Genomic DNA, 20,589 nt, shown 5'->3' on the forward strand with positions numbered 1-20,589 from the left:
ACTCGGGACTGAATATCGAACAGGCTCCGCCCGGCAGGCCGGTGATGTGCCGAGTGCAGGTCGAGTGCCCGATCCGGGTGGGGCGGTGACGCCTCCGCGGCCTCTCGTCCTGTGCTCGTCACGCGCGGCGAGAACCGGCGGGTCAGGAGACCGGCTGCGGGTTCGCCAGCACGCCTTCGAAGACGGCCTCGGCGGCGCCGATGAGCAGGCGGTGCTCGGCCAGGGCGGCCGGCAGGATCTGCAGATCCTCGCCGCAGGCCGGCATCGCCTGAGCGCGGACGGCGTGCAGGAGCGCATCGACGTCGAGGTCCGCGAGCACCGCGAGGAACCCGCCCAGCACGATCGCCGAGGGGTTCAGGACGTTGACCGCGTTCGCCAGCGCGGTGGCGAGGATGCGGCGCTGCCGATCGACCTCTCCCGCGACCGACGGGGTGTCCATCCGCGCCGCGAGGGCCTCGCCGAGGTCGCGGTCGTCGCCGCGGCCGAGGCCGACGACCGACAGGAGGCGTGCGCGGCTGACCTCGTCCTCAAGCACCCCGTCGCGGGCGCGGCGGTCGGCGAGGGTCGCGATGCCGGGGCGGTTCTGTCCGATCTCGCCGGCGTAGCCGCCGGCGCCGACCACGGGCATCCCGTTCACGATGATCCCGCCGCCGATGCCGCTCGCACCGCCGTTGAGGTAGAACGCGTGGTCGATGCCGCGCGCGGCGCCGAACAGATGCTCGGCGATGGTGCCGAGGGTCGCATCGTTGCCGACGACGACGGGGATGCCGGTGGCCGCCGCGACGAGGTCTCGCAGGGGCACGTCGACCCAGCCCAGGTGGGGCGCGTCGCGGACGAGCCCGTCCTCGATGCGGACGAGCCCCGGGACGGCGAGGCCGACGCCCAGGATGCGGGAGCCCGCGAGCTCGCCGCGGCGCCAGTTCGCGATCTGCTCCGCGACGAGGTCGGCGGTCGCCTGCGGGGTGAGGAGGTGGTCCTGCGGCAGGACGACGACGGCGCGGATGTCGCGGTCGAGGCCGACGGCGGCGATCTCGAGCGCATCGACCTCGGGGTTGACGGCGATCGCGACGACGGCGGGGTCCACCGCGACGACGGGGGAGGGCCGGCCGACCCGGCGCGACGGGTCGGGAGCGCGCTCGGCGACGAGGCCGAAGGACACGAGCGAGCCGACGAGATCGGCGACGGTCGACCGGTTGAGCCCGGTCGACTCGGTGAGGGCGGCGCGCGACTGCGGGCCCTCGCGGTGCACGATGCGGAGGATGCTGCCCAGGTTCGCGCGCCGCACGGATTCGACGGTTCGCCCCTGATCGGTCACGGACCCCACGATAGTCACCGGAAGGGGTTTGTCGCGGCGGCGCGCCTGGTATACGTTGCTGACAACAACATTTTGTCCGGCTCGCGAAGGAGCGTCATGGTCACCCCCACCCCCGCAGACAAGTTCAGCTTCGGCCTGTGGACCGTCGGCTACAACGGCACCGACCCGTTCGGCGGCCCGACCCGTCACCCGCTCGACGTCGTCCACGCGGTCGAGAAGCTCGCCGAGCTCGGCGCGTACGGTCTCACCTTCCACGACGACGACCTGTTCGCCTTCGGATCGAGCGACGCCGAGCGCCAGCGTGAGATCGACCGCCTCAAGGGCGCCCTCGACTCGACCGGCATGATCGTCCCGATGGTCACGACCAACCTGTTCAGCGCGCCCGTCTTCAAAGACGGCGGCTTCACCGCGAATGACCGCGACGTGCGTCGCTTCGCCCTCCGCAAGGTGTTCCGTCAGCTCGACCTCGGTGCCGAGCTCGGCGCCAAGACCTTCGTCATGTGGGGCGGCCGCGAGGGCGCGGAGTACGACTCCGCCAAGGACGTCCGCCAGGCGCTCGAGCGCTATCGCGAGGCCGTGAACCTGCTCGGCGACTACGTCACCGACAAGGGCTACGACATCCGCTTCGCGATCGAGCCGAAGCCGAACGAGCCGCGGGGCGACATCCTGCTGCCCACGCTCGGTCACGCGATCGCGTTCATCGACTCGCTCGAGCGTTCCGAGCTGTTCGGCGTGAACCCCGAGGTCGGCCACGAGCAGATGGCGGGTCTCAACTTCACCGCCGGCATCGCCCAGGCGCTGTACCACGGCAAGCTCTTCCACATCGACCTCAACGGCCAGCGCGGCATCAAGTACGACCAGGATCTCGTCTTCGGCCACGGCGACCTGCACAACGCGTTCTCGCTCGTCGACCTGCTCGAGAACGGCGGCCCCGGCGGCATCCCGGCCTACGACGGCCCGCGTCACTTCGACTACAAGCCGAGCCGCACCGAGGACGAGACCGGCGTCTGGGAGTCGGCTGCCGCCAACATGCGCACCTACCTCCTCCTCAAGGAGCGCGCGCAGGCGTTCCGCGCCGACCCCGAGGTTCAGGAGGCGCTCGCCGCCGCGAAGGTCGACGACCTGTCGACCCCGACGCTGAACCCGGGCGAGAGCTACGACGACTTCCTCGCCGACCGCTCGGCCTACGAGGACTTCGACCCGAGCGTCTACCTCGGCGGCAAGGGCGCCGGGTTCGTCCGCCTGCAGCAGCTGGCGACCGAGCACCTGCTGGGCGCGCGCTGACGTGACCTTCGTGATGGGCGTCGACTCGTCGACGCAATCCTGCAAGGTCGTCATCGTCGACGTCACGACCGGAGCGATCGTCCGCTCCGGTCGTGCGTCGCACCCCGACGGCACCTCCGTCGATCCCGAGGCGTGGTGGTCGGCGCTGCAGAGCGCGATCGCGGATGCCGGGGGCCTCGACGACGTCGCGGCGTGGTCGATCGGGGGCCAGCAGCACGGCATGGTCGCGCTCGACGCATCGGGCGCGGTGGTGCGCGACGCGCTGCTGTGGAACGACACGCGCTCGGGGCCGGCGGCATCCGATCTCACGATCGAGTTCGGCGCCGACGAGCTCGCCCAGCGCACGGGACTCGTGCCGGTCGCGTCCTTCACGATCACCAAGCTGCGATGGCTGCGCGACGCGGAGCCCGACAACGCCGCCCGGGTCGCCGCGGTCGCGTTGCCGCACGACTGGCTGACGTGGCGCCTGCGCGGCTTCGGCCCGGGGAACCCGGCGCTCGACGAGCTCGTCACCGACCGCTCGGACGCTTCCGGCACCGGCTACTGGGACCCCGCGTCGGGGGAGTACGACCGCGAGCTGCTCGCCGCGGCGCTCGGTCACGACGCGATCCTGCCGCGTGTGCTCGGTCCCCTCGAGTGGGTCACGGATGCCGGCGGTCGCCGCGTCGGTCCCGGTGCGGGCGACAACGCGGGGGCCGCCCTCGGGGTCGGCGCGACGGCGGGCGACGTCGTCGTGTCGATCGGCACGTCGGGCACGGTCTTCGCCGTCAGCGACACGAGGACGATCGATCCGACCGGCACGGCCGCGGGCTTCGCGGACGCCACGGGACGGTTCCTGCCGCTCGTTGCGACCCTCAACGCCGCGCGGGTGCTCGATGCGACCGCGCGTCTGCTGGGGGTGGACCACGAGGGTCTCACCGAGCTCGCCGCGGCGGCCGAACCCGGCGCCGGCGGCGTCGTGCTCGTGCCGTGGTTCGAGGGGGAGCGCACGCCCAACCTGCCGACCGCGCGCGCGTCGATCGACGGGCTCTCGCTGGTCAACACGACGCGGGAGAACCTCGCCCGCGCCGCGATCGAGGGCATGCTCGCGGGTCTCGCGACAGGTCTCGATGCGATCCGGGGTCTCGGAGTCACCGCCGAGCGCGTGCTGCTCGTCGGCGGTGCGGCGCGGAACGCGGCGGTCGCCGCGGTCGCCGCGCAGGTGTTCGACGTCCCGGTGGCGGTCCCCGCGCCGGGTGAGTACGTCGCGCAGGGCGCCGCGCGTCAGGCGGCGGCGGCGCTGGCCGGTGCGTGGCCGGAGTGGGCCGTCGAGATGGACCGGGAGGCGGCATCCGACCCCCGTCCGGAGGTCCGCGAGCGCTACGACACCGTGGCCGCACGGCGGGCGGAGGAGGCCCGGTGACCCGTCGCGCGCTCATCGTCCGCGGCGGGTGGGACGGCCACCACCCGATCGCCGCGACGGACATGTTCGTCCCGTTCCTCGAGCAGAACGGCTTCGAGGTCGCGATCGAGGAGACGAACGAGGTCTACGCCGACGCCGAGCGGATGGCGGGGGTCGACCTCGTGGTGCAGGCGGTGACGATGTCGTCCATCTCGGACGACGCGCTCCGGGGGCTCCGAGCGGCCGTCGAGGCGGGGACGGGGCTGGCCGGCTGGCACGGCGGCATCGCGGATTCGTATCGCAACAGCTCCGACTACCTGCAGCTCGTCGGGGGCCAGTTCGCGACCCATCCGGGGCGTCACCCCGACGACCGCCCGGGGGACGAGCGCGACAACTACCTCGATCACACGGTCGGGATCACCGAGCTGGGCCGCGGCCACGAGATCACAGCCGGCATCGACGACTTCACGCTGCACACCGAGCAGTACTGGGTGCTCCACGACGACCTGATCGACGTCCTCGCGACGACGACGCATCCGACGCAGGAGTACCACCCCTGGCACCGGCCGATCGTGAGTCCCGCCGTCTGGACCCGGCTATGGGGCAGGGGTCGCGTCTTCGTCGCGACGCCCGGCCACACGCCCGAGATCCTCGCCGATCCGAACGTCCGCACCATCGTCGAAAGGGGACTGCTGTGGGCAGCCCGCACGCCGTAGGGATCGTCGGTCTCGGCGTCATTTCGACTCAGTACCTGGACCTTTTCGCACAGAGTCCCGCGATCCGGATCGCCGCGGTGGCCGACCTGCGGCCGGACCGTACGGCGGAGGTCGCCGCGGGCATCCCGGGCGCGCGGGCGCTGACGGTCGACGAGATGATGGCCGACCCCGAGGTGCAGACGGTCCTCAACCTCACCGTCCCCGCCGCGCACGCGGAGGTCGCGCACGCCGCGATCGCCGCCGGCAAGTCGGTCCACGGCGAGAAGCCGCTGGCGCTGACGGTCGCCGAGGGACGTGCGGTGATGGATGCCGCCGCCGCGGCCGGCGTGCACGTCTCGGCGGCGCCCGACACGGTGCTCGGCACAGGCATCCAGACCGCGCGCCGCCTCGTCGACGACGGGGCGATCGGGCGGCCGGTCGCGGCGAGCGCGACGTGGGTGTCGCCGGGTCACGAGCTGTGGCATCCCGCTCCCGGGTTCTACTACGCACCCGGCGGGGGACCACTGTTCGACATGGGGCCGTACTACCTGACGAGCCTCGTCCACCTGCTGGGGCCGGTCGTCGCCGTCACCGGGGCCGCTCGCCGGGCTCGTGCGGAGCGCACGATCGCCACGGGCCCGCACGCCGGCGAGCGGATCGAGGTCGAGGTCGACACGCACGTGAGCGGGCTGCTCGAGCACGCGGGCGGGGCGGTGTCGACCGTCGTCACGAGCTTCGACGCCGTCCGGACGGCCGCCCCGCCGATCGAGGTGCACGGAGAGCGGGGGTCGCTGTCGGTGCCCGATCCGAACATGTTCGACGGCGAGGTCCGCCTCGCGGCGCTCGGTGAGGACGGCTGGCGGTCGGTCCCGGCGTCGGCCGGCTACGAGGGCTCCGGTCGGGGCATCGGGTTGATCGACGCCATCGCCTCCGGCGGGGCGGGTCGAGCCGGCGGAGCGCTCGCGCTGCACGTGCTCGACGTCATGGAGAGTCTCCTCCGCTCCTCCGCAGAGGGGCGACGGCTCGAGGTCGGCACGACGGTGGAGCGGCCGACCCTCGTCCCGCTCACCGCTGCCGTGGACTGGACGCGCATCGCCGGCTGATCACCGCTCTGCGCCCTGACGACGCCGCCCCGCCTTCCGGCCGGGGCGGCGTCGTCGCGTGACCGGAACGTGATGTTTGACGCGTCCGCCGTCGAGCGTTATCTTCATATCGAAGCGGTTCGACGGCCATTCGCGGAAGCGCTTCGATCACGAAGGAGTGAGATGACCCGGCACATATCCGAGCGCCCAGAGCGGCGCGACCGATGACGCAGCAGGCGATCGTCACCGAGGTCGCTGCCACGACGATCGAAGAGAAGACGCCGTCCCGCCCCGCGCGGCGGGTGTCGAAGAACCGTCGCTCGTTCCGGATGTTCCTGTGCATCGTCCCGTTCCTGGTGCTGGTCTTCCTCTTCTCGTACTTCCCGCTCTACGGCTGGATCTACGCGCTCTTCGACTACCGTCCCGCCCTCGGCCTCGCCGGCAGCGACTTCGTCGGGCTGCAGTGGTTCCAGCTGCTCGTGAGCTCGCCGACCCAGGTCGCGCAGGTCGGCCAGGTGCTCGCCAACACGCTCGCGATCAGCTTCCTCGGCATCGCGACCTCGGTTCTGCCGCTCGCGTTCGCGATCTTCCTCAACGAGATCCGCGCCCCCTGGTTCCGCAACGTCGTCCAGACGCTGACGACCCTCCCCAACTTCATCTCGTGGGTGCTCGTCTACATGATCGCCTTCTCGCTCTTCTCGAGCTCGGGACTCGTCAACGGCGTCCTGTCGGATGCCGGATTGATCACCACGCCGGTGAAGTTCCTCGACACCGACCAGAACGTCTGGCTGACGATGACCCTCTGGTCGGTCTGGAAGGGCCTCGGCTGGGGAGCGATCATCTACCTCGCCGCGATCGCCGGAATCGATCAGTCGCTGTACGAGTCGGCGGAGATCGACGGCGCAGGGCGATTCCAGAAGATGTGGTACATCACGGTGCCGCAGCTCATGCCGACCTACCTCGTCCTGCTGCTGCTGTCGATCGCGAACCTGCTCAACAACGGCATGGAGCAGTACTTCGTCTTCCAGAACGCCTTCAACAAGGAGTACATCCAGGTCCTCGACCTGTACGTCTACAACATCGGCATGACGGGCAACAACCTGTCGATGGCGACGGCGATCGGCATGTTGAAGAGCCTCATCTCCGTGATCCTCCTGTTCACCGTCAACGGCATCGCCAAGCGCGTGCGCGGCGAATCCATCGTCTGAGTCAGGAGCCCCCGATCATGGTCACCACGACTCCCACCCGCCGCCGCGTCGTCCGGCGCGACGCCGATCTCTCCGGCCGCGTCGTCTTCGCGATCGTCAACTACTCGGTGTTCCTGGCGCTCGCGTTCGTCTGCGCCTACCCGTTCTACTACCTGATCATCAACTCGGTCAGCTCGAACGACCTCGCCGCACTCGGCCAGGTCCGGTGGCTGCCCACCGGCATCCACCTCTCCAACTACGAGCAGGTCTTCCAGCTCGGCGGACTCACGCAGGCCGCGATCGTCTCCGTCGGCCGCACCGTCCTCGGTACGGTCGCCGCGGTGCTCGCCTCGGCCTTCCTCGGCTTCATGTTCACGCAGAGTCGCATGTGGGGACGCCGGTTCTGGTACCGCTTCGTCATCATCACGATGTACTTCAGCGCGGGCCTCATCCCGGTGTTCATCGTCATCCGGAACCTCGGGCTGACCAACAACTTCTGGGTCTACGTGCTGCCGTTCGTCGTGCAGCCGTTCTTCATCATCCTCGTGAAGACCTACGTCGAGGCGATGCCCACCGAACTGCAGGAGGCCGCCGAGATGGACGGCGCGAACATCCTGCAGGTCTTCTTCCGGGTGTACCTGCCGAACATGACGCCGATCCTCGCGACCGTGGCCATCTTCTCGGCCGTGGCGCAGTGGAACAGCTTCCAGGACACCTTGATCTACATCACCGACCAGAGCCTCTACACGCTGCAGTACCTGCTCTACATGTTCATCAACCAAGCCAACAGCCTGGCTCAGGCCATGCAGAACGGCGGCAACATCAGCTCGATCGTCGACGCGGCCACGAGTCAGACGCCGACCTCGATCCGGATGACGATCTCGGTCATCGTCATCCTGCCCATCATCTTCGTCTACCCGCTGTTCCAGCGCTTCTTCGTCAAGGGCATCATGCTCGGCGCGGTCAAGGGCTGAACCCGACCATCACGGTCACACCACCGAGAGGAAAGCAATGAAGCTATCACGCAAGGCCATCGGCGCCGTCGCCGCTCTGGCGACGGTCGGGCTGCTGAGCGCCTGCACCGGCCCCGCGCCCACCGAGAAACGCGAGGAGATCACCGCGTTCCCGACCTCGTGGGACGAGCCCATCACGATCGACGTCTTCGACGGCCTCGCCAACTACATGGGGATGCAGGAGGGGTGGTTCGGCGACCTCGTCGAGAAGAAGTTCAACATGAAGCTGAACATCATCGCCCCCAATGTCGCGGGCGGCGGCGACACCCTCTTCAACACCCGCGTCACGGCGGGCGACCTCGGCGACCTCATCATCACCGACAAGGGCCAGCGGCTCGAGGAGCTCCGCGAGGGCGGTCTGCTCCTCGACTCGGCGAGCTTCTACCCGGCCATGAAGAACGTCGGCCGGTTCGACGCCGCCGTCGACAAGATCAACGAGGGCGCCGACGGCACGTACGCCTTCCCGTCGCAGGTCTCCTCGCTGAAGCCCACCGAGCCCTCCGAGGGTCTCGACCCGACGTTCGGTCCCTACCTGCGCTGGGACCTCTACAAGCAGGCCGGCTACCCCGAGATCAGCACGCTCGAAGACCTCCTCCCGGTGCTGAAGAAGATGCAGGATGCCGAGCCCACCGCTCCCAACGGGCAGAAGACCTACGCGGTCTCGCTGTTCAAGGACTGGGACGGCAACATGCTGAACAACGCCAAGCAGCCGACCACCTACTACGGCTTCGACGAGGTCGGCTTCGCCCTCGCCAAGGGCGACGGGTCCGAGTTTCAGGGCATCCTCGACGAGGACGGGCAGTACGTGCGCGCGCTGCGTTTCTTCCACGAGGCGAACGAACTCGGCATCCTCGATCCCGACTCGACCACGCAGAACTACGACACCCTCTGGAACAAGTACCAGAACGGCCAGGTGCTCTTCTCGTTCTGGCCGTGGCTCGGACAGGCCGCCTACAACACCGACAAGAACGTCGATGCGGGCCGCGGCTTCATGATGGCGCCGATGGACGACATGGACATCTTCTCGTACGGCGCCGAGGCGTACGGCGGCAAGCAGGTGTTCGCGATCGGCTCGAAGGCCGAGGACCCCGAGCGCATCGCGGCGTTCGTCGACTGGCTCTTCTCGCCCGAGGGTGCCCTGGCCAACAACAGCCAGACGCAGGGTGCCGCCGGCCCCGAGGGGCTCACGTGGGAGCTCAACGCCGACAAGGAGCCAGCGCTCACCGAGCTCGGTCACAAGATCTTCTTCGAGGGTGACGCCGAGGTCCCGGCCGAGTGGGGTGGCGGCAGCTACATCGACGGTGCATCGCAGCTGAACATCAGCGCCGTGCTGCCGATCGACACCGACCCGAACACCGGCTTCCCGTACAGCTACAAGATGTGGCCGAGCTACCAGGCCGAGACGAGCAATTCGCTCACCGACGACTGGGCGGCCAAGATGGGCGCTCCGACGACGATGGACTACCTGCAGGGCAACGACCAGCTCATGGTCGGCGCCGGCGCCAGCTTCACCGCGCCGACCGATTCCTCCGAGATCGAGACGCTCCGCAACCAGGTCAAGGCGACGATCGTCCAGACCTCGTGGCAGATGGTCTTCGCCGAGAGCGATGCGCAGTTCGACTCGCTGCTGTCATCGATGCAGGAGACCGCGAAGGGCCTCGGCTACGACAAGGTCCTCGAGGTCGACATGGCCAACGCCGAATCGCAGGATGCCGCCCGCAAGGCGGTCTCGGCGGAGTTCGGCGGCTGACCGCCCCGCACGCAGGAAAGGCCCCGTCGGTGATCCGGCGGGGCCTTTCCCTTGCGACTCAGGCGGCGGTTCCGGAGCGGCGGCGGTAGATGCTCCGGAAGAGGAACGCGCAGCCGTAGGCACCGACGGAGAATCCGATCGTGGCCACGAGGAACATCGTGGGAGGGAAGACGATGACGAGGCATACGACGGTCACGGGGATCACGAGGAGCGCGAGGGTCCGCAGCGGCTCCGCTGCCGGGAGGAGCACGGCGTTCTTGAGCGTCTGGCGGAAGGGGGCGCGGTACGCGGCGACGAGACCCATCGCGTGGACGAACGCGGCGACGGCGTAGGCCGCTCCGGCGAACGCCAGGGCGGCGAGGCCCGTGAGGAGCGGCTCGGGTGCCGACAGCCAGAACACGCCGCTGAAGGCGAGCGCGACGCTCGCCGTCAACAGGATGAGGCTGAGCCCGGTCGCGGGCAGGAAGTTCCGCGCCAGCGCGGGCAGGAAGTCGCGCAGCGGACGGCCGCCCTCCTCGTCGGCGTAGCGTCGGGTCACCTCCAGCAGGGCGCTCGTGGCCGCGCCGATCGTGACGAGGGGTGCGCAGCAGAGCAGGAACAGGATGTTGAGGGCGACGAACTCGAGGAACGACGACAAGCCCTGGACGGCGCGGTTCTCGGGGTCGATCTTCATGATCAGACCGTCGCGGGTTCCGCCGGCGAGTGGGCGAAGCGCGGGGTGAGGAGTTCCGGCCCGGGCGACCGTTCACCGCGGATCGCGGCGAGCAGCGTGCGGGCACCCGCCGCGCCGAGCTCTTCGGCGGGAAGGTCGATGACGTCCGACACGCCCGGAACATGGAGGGCGAGCTCGGCCGGGCTCAAGGCGACGATCTCGATGGGCGCCGCGGAGGCCGAGGCCAAGAGGCGGGCGGCGATGAAGGGAAGGGCTGCCTCGTTGTGGACGAAGAGCGCGGTGGTCTCGGGGGATCCGGCGAGCAGCGCATCGACGACCTCGGTCGCGCCGGGACCCGCGGGGCAGGGGAGCACGGTCGCGGTGAGTCCCACCTCACGGCTGCGGGAGAGGAACCCGCGGGTGAGGCGGTCCGAGTACGAGGTGTGTCGTGCCTGCACCTGGGGCGGAGCGCCGAGGAGGGTGACGGTGCGGTGGCCGCGCTCGGCGAGACGCTCGGCGGCGAGGCGTCCGGCGGCTTCGAAGTCGAAGTCGACGCAGATCAGCTGGTCGGCCGTGTCGGGGAGGCCGATGAGGACGCTCGGGATGCTGAGGTCGGCGAGCGAGCCCACGCGGGGGTCGCTCGTCTCGACGTCGAGGATCAGCACCCCGTCGACCATCCCCGCCCGCGCCGCGCGTTCGACACCGGCGGCGTCGTCGCTCGTGAGCAGCAGGATGTCGTGGTGGTGCAGGCGCGCCTCTTTGAGGGCTCCCGCGACGATCTGCATGACGACGTGGACGTCGACGCCGGCGCGGATGGGGGCTTGCAACCCCAGAATGCTCGTCGACCGCGAGGCGAGGGAGCGCGCGCTCGCCTGCGGGCTGTAGGAGAGGTCGGCCATCGCCTGCTCGACGCGTTCCCGCGTCTCCTGCGAGATGGTGCGTTTGCCGCTCATCACGTACGAGACCGTCGAGATCGAGACTCCCGCGGCCTGAGCCACGTCGGCGATCGTGGTCATGGACCCTCCTTCTCCGACGGCATCGGCTTCGACGCGCGGATGGATCGAGCGTATCGGCTCGTCTGACGCCTCGAACGCTGCCCTGCCGACCGATGGACACGGTCGTGATCGCTAGTATAGGTTGAGATCGTTGAAGCGCTTCGACACTGTCGTCCACATTCGCTGAAAGGCCCGCCCGGTCATGACCTCTGCCTCCTCCTCGGCCTTCGCGACGCTGTCGGCCGAGCGCGGCATCCTCTTCGGTGGGGACTACAACCCCGAGCAGTGGTCGCCCGAGGTCTGGCGCGAGGACATCGCCCTCATGCAGCGCGCGGGGGTGAACCTCGTCACCGTCGGTGTCTTCAGCTGGGCGGAGCTCGAGCCGAGCCCCGGGGCCCGCGAGTTCGCGTGGCTCGACGAGGTCCTCGACCTGCTCCACGCCGGCGGGATCGCCGTCGACCTCGCGACCCCCGTGGCCTCGCCGCCGCCGTGGCTCGGGATCCGGCATCCCGAGACCCTGCCGGTCGACCGCGACGGCGTGCGCCTCGTCGCCGGATCGCGCAACCAGTTCTCACCGTCCTCGCGCGTCTACCGCGAGGCGGCGCGCGCGATCACGGCGGACCTCGCGGCGCGGTACGCGCGGCATCCCGCCGTCCGGATGTGGCACGTCGGCAACGAGTACGGCCAGATCGATCACGGCGACGAGGCGGCGCGCGCCTTCCGGGAGTGGCTGCTGCGCCGGTACGGATCGATCGAGGAGATCAACCGGGCGTGGGGCACCGCGTTCTGGGCGCAGCGGTACTCGGACGTCGCCGAGATCCTGCCGCCCCGGCGCGCGCCGTACCTCATCAATCCGACGCAGTCGCTGGACTTCCGCCGGTTCACCTCCGACGAGCTGCGCGACTGCTACCGCGAGCTCCGCGACACCATCCGGGGCGCCGGCGCCACCCAGCCCATCACGACGAATTTCATGGGCGCCTTCGCGCACGTGGACTACTGGTCGTGGGCGGACGACGTCGACGTCGTGAGCGACGATCAGTACCCGGACCCCGCAGACCCCGACAGCCCGCTCGACATGGCCTTCGTGCAGGACCTCATGCGCGGACTCGGCGACGGCCGGCCGTGGGTGCTGATGGAGCAGGCGATCAGCGCCGTCCAGTGGCGTCCGCACAACCTCCCGAAGACGCCCGCGCGGGCGCGCCTCGACACGCTGCAGGCCGTCGCGCGCGGTGCCGACGGAATCTGCTTCTTCCAGTGGCGGCAGTCCACGGCCGGCGCCGAACGCTTCCACTCCGCGATGCTGCCCCACGCCGGTGCCGACACCGAGGTCTTCGAGGGCGTCTGCCGCCAGGGGCGCGAGCTGCAGCGACTCCGGCCCGTCGTGGGCGGCCGCGTCGCCGCGCGCACCGCGGTGCTCTTCGACTGGCCGTCGTGGTGGGCGTCGGACGAACCCGCCCGGCCGACGGCCCGCTTCGACGGTCTCGAGCAGATGCGTCGCTGGTACCGCCCGCTGTGGCGGCGCGGCATCCCCGTCGACGTCGTGCCCTTCGGCGCCGACCTCAGCGCCTACGACGTCGTGCTCCTGCCGCACGGGTACGTCCTGCGGCCGGACGACGCCGCGCGCCTGACCGACGCCGCCTCGCGCGGTGCGCAGGTCGTGGTCGGGCCGTTCAGCGGCGTCGCCGACGAGCGCGGGCACATCCTCACGGGTCGCTCGCCCGTGCTGCTCCGCGACATCCTCGGGGTCAGCGGCGAGGAGTGGGTCGGGCTCCCCGACGACGGCGTCGCCGTCGCGTCGGCTGACGGGCGGTGGGCGGCATCCGTCGCCCACACCCTCGGCGAGAAGCTCCGCACCGACGGCGCCGAGGTCGTGGCGACGTTCGCGTCGGGCGACCTCGCGGGGCGCCCGGTCGTGACGCGGAACGGGACGGCCTGGTACGTCGGCGCCGTCCTCGCGGACGACCTGCTCGACGCGGTCCTCGGTGACGCGCTGGATGCCGCGGGCGTCGCCGGTGCCATCGGCGTGCCGCCCGCGGAGGTCGAGGTCGTGCGGCGCGGCGACGCGCTCTTCCTGCTGAACCGCGGCGACGACGACGTGACGATCCCGCTCTCCGGAGCCTGGACCGACCTGCTGACGGATGACGAGATCGACGACCACGTGACGGTTCCGAGGGGGGACGCGCGAGTCGTGACAGAAAGGCGAAGGACATGAAGTTCACCGACGGCTACTGGCTCATGAGGCCGGGAGTGACCGGTCTGTACGCGAGCGCCGTGGACGACATGCGTGCCGACGCCGAGGCCGGCAGCCTTACCGTCTTCGCGCCGACCGCCGCCATCCGGCACCGGGGCGACACGCTCAACCGGCCGATGATCACGACGACGTTCTCGGCGCCGGCCCCCGGGGTCATAAAGGTGCGGGTGCAGCGGCACGCCGGCGGGCGTCACCGCGGTCCCGACTTCGCCGTGACGGGGGAGGAGGGCTACACGCCGACCGTGACGGTCGACGACGCCGAGGGCGTGCTGGATGCCGGTGACCTCCGCGTCCGTGTGTCGCGCGAGGGGGCGTGGCGCGTCGCGTTCGAGCAGGGTGACCGTGTGCTGACGACCGCGCTGCCGCGCTCGATCGGCCACATGACGGGTCCGGATGGCACGTGGGTGCACCAGCAGCTCTCGATCGAGCCGGGCGAGCGCGTCTACGGGTTCGGCGAACGCTTCGGCGCCTTCACGAAGAACGGCCAGTCGATCGACACGTGGAATGCGGACGGCGGCACGTCGAGCGAGCAGGCGTACAAGTCGGTGCCGTTCTACCTGACGAGTCGCGGGTACGGCGTCTTCGTCGACAGCCCCGACGCGGTGTCGTTCGAGGTCGGGTCCGAGATCAATTCGCGCGTGCAGTTCTCGGTGCCGGGCGAGACGCTCGACTACTACGTGATCGCCGGGCCCGAGCCCAAGGACGTGCTGCGGCGCTACACGGCGCTCACGGGGCGTCCTGCCCGCGTGCCGGCGTGGTCGTTCGGGCTGTGGCTGACGACGTCCTTCACCGCCGCGTACGACGAGGCCAGTGTGACCGAGTTCGTCGACGGGATGGCCGCGCGCGACCTGCCGCTGTCGGTGTTCCACTTCGACTGCTTCTGGATGCGGGAGTTCCAGTGGACCGACTTCACGTGGGATCCGCGCATGTTCCCCGACCCCGACGGCCAGCTCGCGAGGCTGCGCGAGCGCGGCCTCAGGGTCTCGCTGTGGATCAATCCCTACATCGCGCAGCGTTCCGCCATCTTCGCCGAGGCCGCGGAGCGCGGGTTCCTGCTGAAGACGACGGAGGGCGACGTCTGGCAGTGGGACATGTGGCAGGCCGGGATGGCGATCGTGGACTTCACCAACCCCGAGGCGGCCGAGTGGTACGCCGAGCACCTGCGCCGTCTCGTGCGGCAGGGCGCCGACAGCTTCAAGACCGACTTCGGCGAGCGGATCCCGGTCGACGGCGTCGTCTGGCACGACGGCTCCGACCCGCAGCGGATGCACAACTACTACCCGCAGCTTTACAACGAGATCGTCTTCCGGGTGCTCGAGGAGGAGCGCGGCGTCGGCGAGGCGGTCCTCTACGCCCGCTCGGCGACGGCGGGCGGCCAGCAGTTCCCCGTGCACTGGGGCGGCGACAACGACTCGACGCTCCTGTCGATGGCCGAGACCCTGCGCGGCGGCCTGTCGCTCGCGATGAGCGGGTTCGGATACTGGAGTCACGACATCGGCGGCTTCGAGGGCACGCCGGATGCCGGTGTCTTCAAGCGTTGGCTCGCGTTCGGACTGCTCTCCTCGCACTCCCGCCTGCACGGTTCGGGCTCGGTGCGGGTGCCATGGGCGTTCGACGACGAGGCGGTCGAGGTGACGCGCCGGTTCACGACGCTGAAGCTGCGCCTCATGCCGTATCTGGCCCGGATCGCGGAGGAGGCGCACACCGCCGGCATCCCGATGATGCGTCCGCTCGTGCTCGAGTTCCCGGGCGACCGGTCGACGCACGACGCCGACGTCCAGTACATGCTGGGCGACTCCCTCATGGTCGCCCCCGTGTTCACCGAGGACGGGAGCGTCGAGTACTACCTGCCCGAGGGGCGGTGGACTTCGCTCCTGACCGGTGACGCGGTGGACGGCCGCACATGGCAGACCGAGCGTCACGGCTACGAGTCCGTCCCGCTGCGGGTGCGGCCGGGCACGGTTCTGCCGTGGGGAGCGCGCGAGGACCGGCCGGACTACGACTGGGCCGACGGCGTGACGCTGCGCTGCTTCGAGCTACCCGACGGGTACGACGGCGAGACGGTCGTCCCGGGGCACGACGGGGCTGCCGCGACGGTGTTCCGGGTGCGTCGCGAGGGCGGGCGGATCACCGCCGAGTCGTCGGACGCGCGTGCGCCGTGGAGCCTGCAGGTCGGCGACCGGACGGCGTCGGTCGTCGGTGCCGGGGCGGTCTCGCTCGAGGCCGAGGTGGAGGTCGCCGGATGACGGTCGACGCCTTCCGCCGGATCGATGTGCCGCTGGCCGAGCGCTCCCGCGACCTGCTCGAGCGGCTGACCCCGGAGGAGCGCGTCGCGATGCTCCACCAGGCCATGCCGGCGGTGGAGCGCCTCGGCATCCGCCCGTTCCACACCGGATGCGAGGCCCTTCACGGGCTCGCGTGGGTGGGTGTGGCGACGGTCTTCCCGCAGCCCGTCGGCCTCGCGGCGACGTGGGATCCCGAGCTGGTGAGGCGCGTGGGCGACCTCGTCGCGACCGAGGTCCGAGCCAAGCGCGCGTCGGGGGCGGACGTCGACCTCAACGTGTGGGCGCCGGTCGTCAACACGCTCCGGCATCCGGCATGGGGGCGCAACGAGGAGGGGTATTCCGAGGACCCGCACTACACGGGCCAGCTCGGTGCGGCGTACAGCCGGGGGCTCCGCGGCGACCACCCGCGGGTCTGGAAGACGGTGCCCTCGCTCAAGCACTTCCTCGCTTACAGCAACGAGACCGACCGGTCCGCGACGTCGTCCGAGATGTCGCCGCGCACACTCCACGAAGAGGAGCTGCCGGCGTTCCGTCCGGCGATCGAGCAGAAGGTCGCCGGCAGCATGATGCTCGCCTACAACCGGGTGAACGGGGTGCCTGCGCACACGCAACCCGAGCTGGTGGCCGAGGCTCGCAGCTGGAGCGACGAGTCCATTGCGGTCGTGTCGGATGCCGGGGCGCCGAGCTTCCTCGTCTCGATCCAGCGCGCGCAGCCCGACAAAGTGCACGGCGCCGCCGCCCTCGTGCGCAGCGGCATGGACTCGTTCACCGACGACGGCCCCGACTCGGCGCCGAGCCTCGAGGCCGTCCGCGGCGCGCTCGCGCAGGGTCTGCTGACGGACGAGGACGTGGATGCCGCTGTCCTGCGACTCCTCGATATGCGCCTCCGCACCGGCGAGTTCGACGGTGACGACGACCCGTACGCCGCGATCGGCCCGGACGAGATCGACACGCCCGCCGCGCGCGAGCTCGCCCGCGAGGCGGTCGCCCGTCAGGTCGTGCTGCTGCGGAACGACGCCGGGGTTCTGCCGTTCGCCGAGCCCGCGTCGGTCTCCGTCGTCGGGCCGATGGCGGATGTCGTCCTCACCGACTGGTACTCCGGTACGCCGCCCTACGCGGTCGGCATCGCGCAGGGCGTGCGCGACCGCTACCCGACGGCCGCGGTCGAGGTCGTGACCGGCGCCGACACCGTCGTCCTCCGTGCTCCGTCCGGTTACGTCGCCGCAGCGGCGGACGGTACCGTCGACGCGATCCTCGACGCTCGGACCGACGCGAGCCTGTTCGACGTCACGGACTGGGGCGACGGCATCCTGACCCTCCGTTCCCACGCGAGCGGGCGCCTGCTGACGGGCGGTGCCTGGCCGATGCGGGCCGATGCCGAGCGCGTCGGCGGCTGGGTCGTGCAGGAGAGCTTCCGCCGGCACGTGCACGAGGACGGCTCGTGGTCGCTGCTGCACCTCGGCTCGGGCCGGTGGGTGCGCGTCGTCCGCGACGTGGGTCTGCTCGTGGCCGAGGGCGTCACCCTCGACGACGCCGCGCGCTTCGAGGTCGAGACGGTGACGCGCGGTCTGGACGAGGTGGCGCGCGCGGCCGCGGCGGCCGACGTCGTCCTCGTCGCCGTCGGCAACGACCCCCACCTGTCGGGTCGCGAGACCGCCGACCGTCTCCACCTGCTGCTGCCGACCGCGGCGACGGACCTCTGGCGGGCCGCGCGCTCCGCCAACCCGCGCTCTGTGCTGACGATCGTCTCGAGCTTCCCGTACGTCCTCGCGGATGCCGCCGACGCGGCGACCGTCGTCTGGTCGAGTCACGCGGGGCAGGAGCTCGGCCACGGTCTGCTCGACGTCCTGAGCGGCGACCGCGAGCCCGCCGGGCGCCTCGCGCAGTCGTGGCCGGCACACCCGGACCAGGCGGGCGACCTCTTCGACTACGACACCCGACGCCAGCAGGCGACCTACCGGCACCAGCCCGACCCGTACGCCTTCGCGTTCGGACACGGGCTCGGCTATGGCGACGTCGCCTACGAGGCCGTCGAGGTGGATGCCGGAACGGTGACGGCGCCCGCGCCCACCCTGCGGCATCCCGCCCTCGATCCTCGGGACGACGAGCAGGTCGTCACCGCGAGCGTCCGGGTCGCGAACCGGTCGGAGCGCGCGGTGGAGGAGCTCGTGCAGCTCTACGCCGTCGCCCCTGAGCTGCCGATCGCGGCACCGCGGCGGCTGCTGCTCGGGTACGCCCGCGTGCGCATCGAGCCGGGCGAGGCGCGGACGGCAAAGGTGCGCTTCACGGTCGAGCGCCTCGCCGTCTGGGACGGCGAGGCGCTGCGGGTGCAAGCGGGGGACTACCGCCTCGCGGCGGGACCGTCGGCCGACGCCCTCGACGTGAGCACGACCCTCACCGTCCGGGACTGACGAGCTCGGCGTCCGCCACGACGCGCACCGGGACGATCCGGGCGTCGTCGTGCGTGACGACGTGCTCGCCGGTCACCTCGATGGCGGTGACGCTCTCACGGTCCTCGCACGACGAGCCGACCCAGAGGTCGATCCGTCCCGGCTCGACGACACGGCGGCCGTCGCGCCCCGTGAACGCGAAGCGCGCCGTCGGCAGCGAGAACACGACGCGCGCGCTCTCACCCGGGCCGAGGTCGACCCGGTGGTAGGCCATCAGTTGTGCGACGGGGCGCGTGAGGCTCGCGACCGGGTCGTGCGCGTAGAGCTGGACGACATCGGCACCGGCGCGCTCGCCGGTGTTGCGGGCGACGACCGAGACCTCGAGGGTGTCGCCCGCCGCGACCGACGCGGACGCCTGCAGGTGCTCGTGGGCGAACGTCGTGTAGGTCAGCCCGTGCCCGAACGGGCGCACCGGGGTCGGGTCGGCGCTCGTCACGTCGATCGGTCCTCCGAGCCGCGGGTGCAGGTAGCTGTAGGGCTGCGCGCCGGCCGACCGCGGCAGGGTCACGGGGAGCCTGCCCGAGGGCGAGAGTCGTCCCGAGACGATGCCGGCGATCGGGTCCGCGCCCTCTTCGCCGGGGAAGAACGACTGCAAAGCGGCGGCGACGCGGCGTTCGCCGTCGAGCGCCCACCCGATCGCGTACGGACGGCCCGAGAGGATCACGAGGACGACGGGAGTGCCCGTCGCGACGACGCGTTCGACGAGCTGCCGCTGCAGGCCGGGCAGTTCGAGATCGTCGACGTCGTTGCCCTCGCCGACGGTGCCGCGTCCGAAGAGGCCGGCGCGGTCGCCGACGACCACGACGGCGAGCTCGGCCGCCGCCGCCGCGTCCACGGCATCGCCGATAGCCGAGTCGTCGTCGTCCTCCACACCGCAACCGCGGGCGTAGGCGATCTCGGCGTCGGGGTACTCGGCGACGAAGGCGTCGCGAACGGTCGGCAGGTCGATCCCGTGCGGCGTCCCCGGGTGGTGCGCGAGCACGTGGTTGACGAACGAGTAGCAGCCCATGAGCGCCTCCGCCGAGTCGGCGTTCGGCCCGATGAGGGCGATGCGACGAGCGGATGCCGCCGGCAGCGTCCCGTCGTTGCTCACGAGCACGACCGACTCGGCCGCGAGCCTGCGCGCCAGATCGCGGTGGCGGGCGCCGTCGAGGTCGACCGCGGCCGGCGGCGTCTCGAACGTCTCGTCGAGCAGGCCGAGGCGCTCCTTCTGCGCGAGGACGCGGAGCACGGCGGCATCCAGCAGTGCGGCATCCATCTCACCCGAGCGGATGCGCTCGAGCATCGGCGCGGCGAACGCGTCACCCGTCGGCAGTTCGACGTCGATGCCGGCGCGGAGGGCGAGCTCGGCCGCTTCGCCGAGGTCGCCGGCGACCCCGTGGGTGGTCTGCAGGAAGGCGACCGAGAAGTAGTCCGACACGACCGGGCCCGAGAATCCGAGCCGGCCGCGCAGCACCTCGTCGAGGTAGTGCGCGCTCGCCGCGACGGGTTCGCCGTCGATCTCGGCGTACGAGTTCATGACGGATGCCGCGCCGCCGTCGCGGATCGCCATCTCGAACGGCGGCAGCAGGACGTCGGCGACCTCGCGGGGGCCGGCGTGCACGGGGGCGTGGTTGCGCGCCGCCTGTGATGCGGAGTACCCGACGAAGTGCTTGAGGGTCGCATCGACCCCCGCCGACTGGACGCCTCGCACATAGGCCGTCCCCACGGTCCCGACGAGGTACGGGTCTTCGCCGATGCACTCGTCGACGCGTCCCCAGCGAGGGTCGCGGATGACGTCGAGCACGGGCGCGAGCCCCTGATGGATGCCCAGTTCGCGCATCGAGTCGCCGATCGCGGCGCCCATCTCGGCGACCAGTTCCGGATCGAACGAAGCGCCCCACGCGAGCGGCGTCGGATACGTCGCCGCCTTCCACGCGGCGAGGCCAGTCAGGCACTCCTCGTGGACGATCGCGGGGATCCCGAGCCGGGTCTCGGCGCGCAGACGCCGTTGCTCCTCCCAGAGCCAGGCCGCCCGCTCGACCGGGTCGACCGGACGCGTGCCGTAGACACGGGTGAGATGGCCGAGGCCATGAGCCGTGGCATCCGCGTACTTCGTCGTCGTCACCATCTCGTCGGCCAGGGGAGCGACGACCTCGCCGCCCTGGTCGACCCAGTAGCCGACGAGCTGCGCGGCCTTCTCTTCGAGGGTCATCTGCGCGAGCAGATCGTGCACGCGGGCCGAGGCCTGCGGGTGGGGAACGGTCATG

At 70.9% G+C, this 20,589-nt stretch carries 14 protein-coding genes; 10 read left to right on the forward strand and 4 right to left on the reverse strand.

Features of this window, described 5'->3' with window-relative positions; translation table 11 throughout:
- Window positions 1-142: 142 nt before the first annotated feature.
- Window positions 143-1,324, reverse strand: a complete 1,182-nt coding sequence (locus Q9S78_RS03675) for an ROK family protein (protein WP_311868916.1) — start codon at window positions 1,322-1,324, stop codon at window positions 143-145.
- Window positions 1,325-1,411: 87 nt separating this feature from the next.
- Between Q9S78_RS03675 and xylA the strand changes: the two genes are divergently transcribed.
- The 7 genes from xylA to Q9S78_RS03710 all read left to right on the forward strand — a co-directional run bounded on the left by xylA (window position 1,412) and on the right by Q9S78_RS03710 (window position 9,707).
- Window positions 1,412-2,599 (forward strand): xylose isomerase, encoded by a 1,188-nt coding sequence (xylA, locus tag Q9S78_RS03680; RefSeq protein WP_020097861.1) that lies wholly within the window; start codon window positions 1,412-1,414, stop codon window positions 2,597-2,599.
- Between the two features lies 1 nt (window position 2,600).
- A complete protein-coding gene (xylB, locus tag Q9S78_RS03685) occupies window positions 2,601-4,001 on the forward strand; it encodes a xylulokinase (RefSeq protein WP_311858760.1) in 1,401 nt (466 codons plus the stop codon).
- The gene (locus Q9S78_RS03690) at window positions 3,998-4,696 is read left to right on the forward strand and encodes a ThuA domain-containing protein (RefSeq protein ID WP_311858761.1); all 699 of its coding nucleotides are present in this window, start codon (window positions 3,998-4,000) and stop codon (window positions 4,694-4,696) included. The genes xylB and Q9S78_RS03690 overlap by 4 nt, the downstream gene beginning before the upstream one ends.
- The gene (locus Q9S78_RS03695; protein WP_311868917.1) at window positions 4,675-5,778 is read left to right on the forward strand and encodes a Gfo/Idh/MocA family protein; all 1,104 of its coding nucleotides are present in this window, start codon (window positions 4,675-4,677) and stop codon (window positions 5,776-5,778) included. Before Q9S78_RS03690 ends, Q9S78_RS03695 begins: the two co-directional genes overlap by 22 nt.
- 203 nt (window positions 5,779-5,981) lie before the next feature.
- A complete protein-coding gene (locus Q9S78_RS03700) occupies window positions 5,982-6,965 on the forward strand; it encodes an ABC transporter permease (RefSeq protein ID WP_311858764.1) in 984 nt (327 codons plus the stop codon).
- A 17-nt stretch (window positions 6,966-6,982) separates the two neighbouring features.
- A complete protein-coding gene (locus Q9S78_RS03705) occupies window positions 6,983-7,918 on the forward strand; it encodes a carbohydrate ABC transporter permease (protein WP_020097866.1) in 936 nt (311 codons plus the stop codon).
- A 37-nt stretch (window positions 7,919-7,955) separates the two neighbouring features.
- Entirely contained in the window at window positions 7,956-9,707 is a 1,752-nt protein-coding gene (locus Q9S78_RS03710) for a type 2 periplasmic-binding domain-containing protein (RefSeq protein WP_116228036.1), read from the forward strand.
- Window positions 9,708-9,765: 58 nt separating this feature from the next.
- Here the strand turns inward: Q9S78_RS03710 and Q9S78_RS03715 are convergent, their stop codons facing one another.
- Window positions 9,766-10,380 carry a YesL family protein gene (locus tag Q9S78_RS03715; protein ID WP_018185650.1) on the reverse strand — a complete coding sequence of 205 codons (615 nt, stop codon included), beginning with the start codon at window positions 10,378-10,380 and terminating at the stop codon, window positions 9,766-9,768.
- A 2-nt stretch (window positions 10,381-10,382) separates the two neighbouring features.
- Window positions 10,383-11,375, reverse strand: coding sequence for a LacI family DNA-binding transcriptional regulator (locus Q9S78_RS03720; protein WP_311858770.1), 993 nt, complete (start codon window positions 11,373-11,375; stop codon window positions 10,383-10,385).
- Between the two features lie 181 nt (window positions 11,376-11,556).
- On the opposite strand from Q9S78_RS03720, the gene Q9S78_RS03725 reads away from it, so the two are divergent.
- The 3 genes from Q9S78_RS03725 to Q9S78_RS03735 are packed head-to-tail and all read left to right on the forward strand — an operon-like array spanning window position 11,557 to window position 18,301.
- On the forward strand, window positions 11,557-13,566 hold the full coding sequence (locus Q9S78_RS03725) for a beta-galactosidase (protein ID WP_311868918.1): 2,010 nt from the start codon (window positions 11,557-11,559) through the stop codon (window positions 13,564-13,566).
- Entirely contained in the window at window positions 13,563-15,851 is a 2,289-nt protein-coding gene (gene yicI / locus Q9S78_RS03730; protein WP_311858773.1) for an alpha-xylosidase, read from the forward strand. The genes Q9S78_RS03725 and yicI overlap by 4 nt, the downstream gene beginning before the upstream one ends.
- The gene (locus Q9S78_RS03735; protein ID WP_311858774.1) at window positions 15,848-18,301 is read left to right on the forward strand and encodes a glycoside hydrolase family 3 C-terminal domain-containing protein; all 2,454 of its coding nucleotides are present in this window, start codon (window positions 15,848-15,850) and stop codon (window positions 18,299-18,301) included. Before yicI ends, Q9S78_RS03735 begins: the two co-directional genes overlap by 4 nt.
- Here Q9S78_RS03735 and Q9S78_RS03740 read toward each other — a convergent pair.
- Entirely contained in the window at window positions 18,285-20,588 is a 2,304-nt protein-coding gene (locus tag Q9S78_RS03740; RefSeq protein WP_311868921.1) for a beta-xylosidase/alpha-l-arabinosidase, read from the reverse strand. The genes Q9S78_RS03735 and Q9S78_RS03740 overlap by 17 nt on opposite strands.
- Window position 20,589: the final 1 nt, after the last annotated feature.

It is taken from the genome of Microbacterium aquilitoris, assembly GCF_031932285.1.
Classification (GTDB): domain Bacteria; phylum Actinomycetota; class Actinomycetes; order Actinomycetales; family Microbacteriaceae; genus Microbacterium; species Microbacterium aquilitoris.